This window comes from Brevundimonas sp., from assembly GCF_032107865.1.
GTDB lineage: Bacteria > Pseudomonadota > Alphaproteobacteria > Caulobacterales > Caulobacteraceae > Brevundimonas.
In genome coordinates this window covers 4704-10355 of sequence record NZ_DAMCNG010000091.1, presented here as the reverse complement: position 1 = coordinate 10355, position 5652 = coordinate 4704, and the positions used below count along the sequence as shown (strand labels likewise).

5 protein-coding genes are annotated in these 5652 nt (G+C 68.1%); 1 reads left to right on the top strand and 4 read right to left on the bottom strand.

Annotated features, from left to right (window positions below; all coding sequences use genetic code 11):
- The 4 genes from RT567_RS09185 to RT567_RS09170 form a co-directional block, all read right to left on the bottom strand.
- A partial coding sequence (locus RT567_RS09185; protein WP_313575963.1) for an acetyl/propionyl/methylcrotonyl-CoA carboxylase subunit alpha occupies positions 1 to 1670 on the bottom strand: 1670 nt, incomplete at its 3' end.
- A 9-nt stretch (positions 1671 to 1679) separates the two neighbouring features.
- The gene (locus tag RT567_RS09180) at positions 1680 to 2582 is read right to left on the bottom strand and encodes an enoyl-CoA hydratase-related protein (protein WP_313575961.1); all 903 of its coding nucleotides are present in this window, start codon (positions 2580 to 2582) and stop codon (positions 1680 to 1682) included.
- Positions 2583 to 2650: 68 nt separating this feature from the next.
- Complete coding sequence (locus tag RT567_RS09175; protein WP_313575959.1) at positions 2651 to 3136, bottom strand: hypothetical protein; 486 nt, start codon at positions 3134 to 3136, stop codon at positions 2651 to 2653.
- A gap of 107 nt (positions 3137 to 3243) precedes the next feature.
- Positions 3244 to 4836: a carboxyl transferase domain-containing protein gene (locus tag RT567_RS09170; RefSeq protein ID WP_313575957.1), complete on the bottom strand. Its 1593-nt coding sequence runs from the start codon at positions 4834 to 4836 to the stop codon at positions 3244 to 3246.
- A gap of 80 nt (positions 4837 to 4916) precedes the next feature.
- Here RT567_RS09170 and RT567_RS09165 point away from each other — a divergent pair.
- The coding region (locus tag RT567_RS09165) for a cyclic nucleotide-binding domain-containing protein (protein ID WP_313575955.1) at positions 4917 to 5652 on the top strand (736 nt) is incomplete at its 3' end.

The window sequence follows — 5652 nt, the reverse complement described above, 5'->3', positions numbered from 1 at the left end:
CTGACCACCTCGCCGTCAACGACAACCACGCCCGGCTCGCCATAGATCTGGGCCGAGCCGAATTCGCCGCCCACGGAGAAGCTGGACGAACGGCCATACCAGCCCGGCTCGCCGGTCAGCGTCAGGGCGTGGGCCGCGCCGTCATGATGGACCGCCGTATGCGCTTGCGGCGCCGCGTTCAGCCGGAAACCGAACAGCCCTGCGCGAGAGGGCGCCAGCACATTGTCCGGCGCGTCAAAAGCGGCGGCGTCCGCTTCCAGCCCGATCTGCCCGGCCGCAGCGGCCAGGGCGCGGGCGGAAACTTGAGGCGGCGTCAGCAGCGTCCCCTCCTCCGCCGCGATGAAGCCGGTGTCCACGTCGCCCTCAATGAAGCGCGGATGCTCCAGGCAACGCGCCATGAAACCGGCGTTGGTCTTGACCGGCCAGACCTCGACCTCGCGGCAGGCGTCGGCCAGGCGGGCGGCGGCGGCTTCACGGGTCTCTTCGTGAACGATCAGCTTGGCGATCATCGGATCGTAGAACTGGCTGACTTCGCCGCCCTGCATCACGCCGGTGTCGACACGGATGTCGTCGGGCATGACGAAGTGATCCAGTTTTCCGATCGACGGCATGAAGCCGTTCGCCGGATCTTCGGCGTAGAGACGGGCCTCCATGGCCCAGCCCTTCATCGGGATGTCGGCCTGCGCCAGCGGGATCGGCTGACCCGCCGCGACGCGCAACTGCCACTCGACCAGATCAACGCCGGTGATCGATTCCGTGACCGGGTGCTCGACCTGCAGCCGGGTGTTCATTTCCATGAACCAGATGCGGTCCGCCTTCAGCCCGCTGGAGGCGTCGGCGATGAACTCGATGGTCCCTGCACCCTGATAGTCCACGGCCTTGGCGGCGCGCACAGCGGCGGCGGTAACGGCGTCGCGCGTGGCCTGATCCATGCCGGGCGCCGGGGCTTCCTCGATCACCTTCTGGTGGCGGCGCTGCAGCGAGCAGTCGCGCTCGTGCAGGTGGACGACATTGCCGTGGCTGTCGCCGAAGACCTGCACCTCGATGTGGCGCGGGCGGGTGATGTAGCTCTCGATCAGGACGCGCGGATCGCCGAACGAGGACTGGCCCTCGCGCTGGGCCGAGGCCAGACCGTCGGCGAAGTCCTCGGCGCGGTCGACCTTCCTCATGCCCTTGCCGCCGCCGCCCGCGACCGCCTTGATCAGGACCGGGAAGCCGATGCGGTTCGCCTCGGCGCTCAGGGTCTCCAGCGACTGGTCTTCGCCCTGATAGCCGGGGGTGACGGGCACGCCCGCCTCGATCATCAGCTTCTTGGCCGCGTCCTTCAGGCCCATGGCGCGGATCGAGGACGGCTGCGGGCCGATCCAGATGATGCCCGCCGCCATGACCGCCTCGGCGAAGTCGGCGTTCTCGGACAGGAAGCCGTAGCCGGGGTGGATGGCCTCCGCCCCTGCCGCCTTGGCCGCCGCCAGCACCTTGGCCGCATCCAGATAGGATTCGCGCGCCGCCGCCGGGCCGATCAGCACCGCCTCGTCCGCCTCGCGAACGTGCAGGGCGGCGGCGTCAGCCTCAGAATAGACGGCTATGGTGCGCAGGCCCATGCGTCGGGCGGTGCGGAAGACGCGGCCGGCGATCTCGCCGCGATTGGCGACCAGGACGGACTTGAACATCAGACTACCTTATTGCGCCCAGCTCGGCGCGCGCTTGTCGAGGAAGGCGCGGACGCCTTCCTGGCCCTCGGCCGAGACGCGGGCGCGAGCGATGCGCTTGGCGGTCTCTTCCAGCAGGCGGTTGTCGATCTCTTCACCCGCCACGTCGTTCACCAGGCGCTTGGCGTCGCCCATGGCGCCCGGCGCATTGGCCGACAGGCTGTCGGTCAGCATGGAGATGAACTCGTCGACCGAACCTTCGGGCAGGACCATGTCGATCAGGCCCGCATGGGCGGCGTAGTCGGCGTCGAAGATGTTGGCCGTCAGGAACAGCTGGCGCGCGCGCCGTGCGCCGATAGCCTCGATGACATAGGGGGCGATGGTCGCCGGGATCAGGCCTAGCTTGACCTCGGAGAAGGCGAAGCGCGTCCCCTCGACCGCCACGGCCATGTCGCAGGCGGCGACGATGCCCGCCCCGCCGCCCATGGCTGCGCCTTCCACCAGGGCCACCGTCAGCGCCGGCACGTCGTGCAGGGCCTTCAGCATCTTCGCCAGCCCCATGGCGTCGTCGCGGTTGTCGCTCTCGGACCAGTCAGCCGCCGAGCGCATCCAGTTCAGGTCTGCGCCCGCGCTGAACGTCCCGCCCGCGCCGCGGATGAAGACGACGCGCACATGGTCAGCGCCGTGCAGGGTCTCGAACGCTTCATACAGGGCGGCGATGGTCGCGGCGTCGAAGGCGTTCTTCTTCTGGGGCCGGTTGATGGTGACGAAGACCACGCCGTCAACGGTCGAGTCGATCTGCACCAGGTCGTCGTTCGCATCCGGCGCGGGATCGGCGACAAAGGGATGGGCGATGGCGTTCATCTCCGCCGCCTCGGCGTCGGTGATGTCCAGAGCGTTCAGCTCTTCTTCGGTCGGCTTTTGGTCAGTCATGATGGGCTCCTTGGCCGATAGAACGCTTCAAACGTCATCCCTCTCCCCCTCGCTGGGGAAGAAGGCGATTAAACAGGATCGCAGCGGTTGGCGCGAACGGTCTTGCCGTCCTGCTCGACGCGCAGCGAGACGCCCGCTACCGGCGACAGGCGCAGGGTTTGGACAAGGGTCTGGTCGCCGTCGGACGACTGGTTTTCCAGAACCACCCGGATAGCGTCGCCTTCGCCTTGCAGGGTCTCCAGGGCCACCAGCTTGGAGGTGTCCTCATAGCCCTTGATCTCATTGGCCGTGATGACGAAGCGCGTACCGCTCTCGTCCTTGGCGCAGCCGTCGTCGCTGTAGTCCCAGTTGCCGCGATAGCCGACCGGGAAGACCGCTTCGGACGGCTCGCCCGCCCGCGCAGCCGCCTCTTCAGCCGCCGAGACCGGCTCGGCCTGCGCCGTCGCCGCAGCCTCAGGCGCGGATTCAGCCGTCGCCGGGGCCTTGGAATCGGCCTGCGATCCGCAAGCCGCAAGCAGCGCGGTCAGGGCGATGAAAGCTGCAGTCTTCTTCATGTCACTGTCCTTGTCATCCGATCCCCGCATCGAGATCGCCGACGCGACACTCTCAGCCGCGCGGTCCGGCTTCAAGCAGTTTTTTGAACACTGTGTAATTTATCGCCTTACATCCGGAACACGCCGAAGGTCGTCTCGGGGATCGGGGCGTTCAGGCTGGCGCTGATGGCCAGGCCCAGCACGTCGCGCGTCTGGACCGGGTCGATGACCCCGTCGTCCCACAGGCGGGCCGTGGCGTAATAGGGGTTGCCTTCGTCCTCGTACTTCTGACGGATCGGCGCCTTGAAGGCCTCAGCCTCCTCAGGTGTCCAGGCATCCGCGTCGCGGTGGACGGTAGCCAGGACGCTGGCCGCCTGCTCGCCGCCCATGACGCTGATGCGGCTGTTGGGCCAGGTGAAGAGGAAGCGCGGGCTGTAAGCCCGGCCGCACATGCCGTAGTTGCCCGCCCCGAACGACCCGCCGATCAGGACGGTGAACTTGGGCACCTCGGCGCTAGCGACCGCCGTGACCAGCTTGGCGCCGTGCTTGGCGATGCCCTCGGCTTCATACTTGCCGCCGACCATGAAGCCCGAAATGTTCTGCAGGAACAGCAACGGGATCTTGCGCTTGCAGGCCAGTTCGATGAAGTGCGCGCCCTTCTGGGCGCTTTCCGAGAACAGCACGCCGTTGTTGGCCAGGATGGCCACCGGCTGGCCCCAGATGCGAGCAAAGCCGCACACCAGCGACGTGCCGTACAGCGCCTTGAACTCGTCCATCTCCGAGCCGTCGACAATGCGGGCGATGACCTCGCGCACGTCATAGGGGGCGCGGACGTCCTCAGGGATGATGCCGTACAGTTCGGCCGGATCATAAGCAGGCGCGCGCGGCTCGCGCACGTCCAGCGGCTGGGGCTTGATGGTGTTCAGATTGGCGACGATGGAGCGGACGATCTCCAGCGCGTGCTCGTCGTTCTCGGCCACGTGGTCGACCACGCCCGACTTGCGGCCGTGGGTTTCGGCGCCGCCCAGTTCCTCGGCTGAGATGACCTCGCCCGTCGCGGCCTTCACCAGCGGCGGGCCGGCCAGGAAGATGGTGCCCTGATTGCGCACGATCACCGTCTCGTCCGACATGGCCGGCACATAGGCGCCGCCCGCCGTGCACGATCCCATGACGCAGGCGATCTGCGGGATCGAGCGCGCGCTCATCCGCGCCTGATTGAAGAAGATGCGGCCGAAGTGGTCGCGATCCGGAAACACCTCGGCCTGGTGCGGCAGGTTCGCCCCGCCGGAATCGACCAGATAGACGCACGGCAGGTTGTTCTGCTCGGCGACCTCCTGCGCCCGCAGGTGCTTCTTCACCGTCATGGGGAAGTAAGCGCCGCCCTTCACCGTCGGGTCGTTGGCGACGATCATGACCTCGCGGCCCGACACTCGGCCGACGCCGCAGATCATGCCGGCGCCCGGCGCCTCGTCCCGGTACATGCCGTTGGCGGCCAGTTGGCCCACTTCCAGGAAAGGCGAGCCGGGGTCCAGCAATCGCTCGACCCGGTCGCGCGGCAACAGCTTGCCGCGCGCCACATGGCGGTCGCGGCTGGCGTCCGAGCCGCCGCGCGCGGCCTTGGCGACCTTTTCATAAAGCTCGTCCCGCAGGGCGCGATTGTGCGCATCCAGCGTTTTGAAAGCAGGACTGTTGCGATCGACGGCGGAAATCAGCTTGGGCATGCCCAAGGTTTAGGAGGCTTCCGCGCCGGGGGGAAGCCGGTTCGGTTCCCCCACGACGAAATCGGCTATATCTGCCTGTCATGGCCCCGCTTCGACCGGACACGCTCGCCGTCGCCCTGTCCCGCGCCTTCGAGGACGCGCAGGACAACCGCGCCAGTTGGTTCGCCCTGACGCGGGGCGAGCGGCTGTTCTCGGCCGGCGACCGGGCCGACACCCTCTATCTGCTGCGCGCCGGGCGTCTGGGCGTCTTCCGTCACGACGACGGACGAGTTCCGCAGATGACCGCCGTCATCAAGCCGGGCGAGCCGGTCGGCGAACTGGCCATGCTGGCCGGCACGTCGCACATGTCGGACGTCGTCGCCCTGCGCGACAGCGACGTGTTGGCCCTGCCGCGCGAAGCCTTCTTCGACGCCGCACGCAATGATCCCATGCTGATGTCCGAGCTGGGCCAGATCATGCTGAGCCGCGCCCGCGAGCGCGGCGGCGGGACCGAGCCGAACGTCTTCGGCTTCGTCTCCGCGCGCGGCAAGCCGATCCGCGCCTTCGTTGAGCGCGTGGCCCGCGCAGTCGAGGCTCAGGGCTGCACCTGCCACGTCATCGACAGCTCCGCCCTGGCGTCGGCCGCCGAATGGTTCTCGCGCGTCGAGGACGCCCACGACTACGTCCTCTACGTCGCCGAGGCGGACGAGCCGAACTGGGCCGCCCTATGCGCCCGCCAGGTGGATCGGCTGTTCCTGGTCGGCGCCGCAGACCGTCCGCCGCCCCCTGCCCCGCCCGTCGCCGACGACTGGGACGACGCAGGCCAACGCACCGATC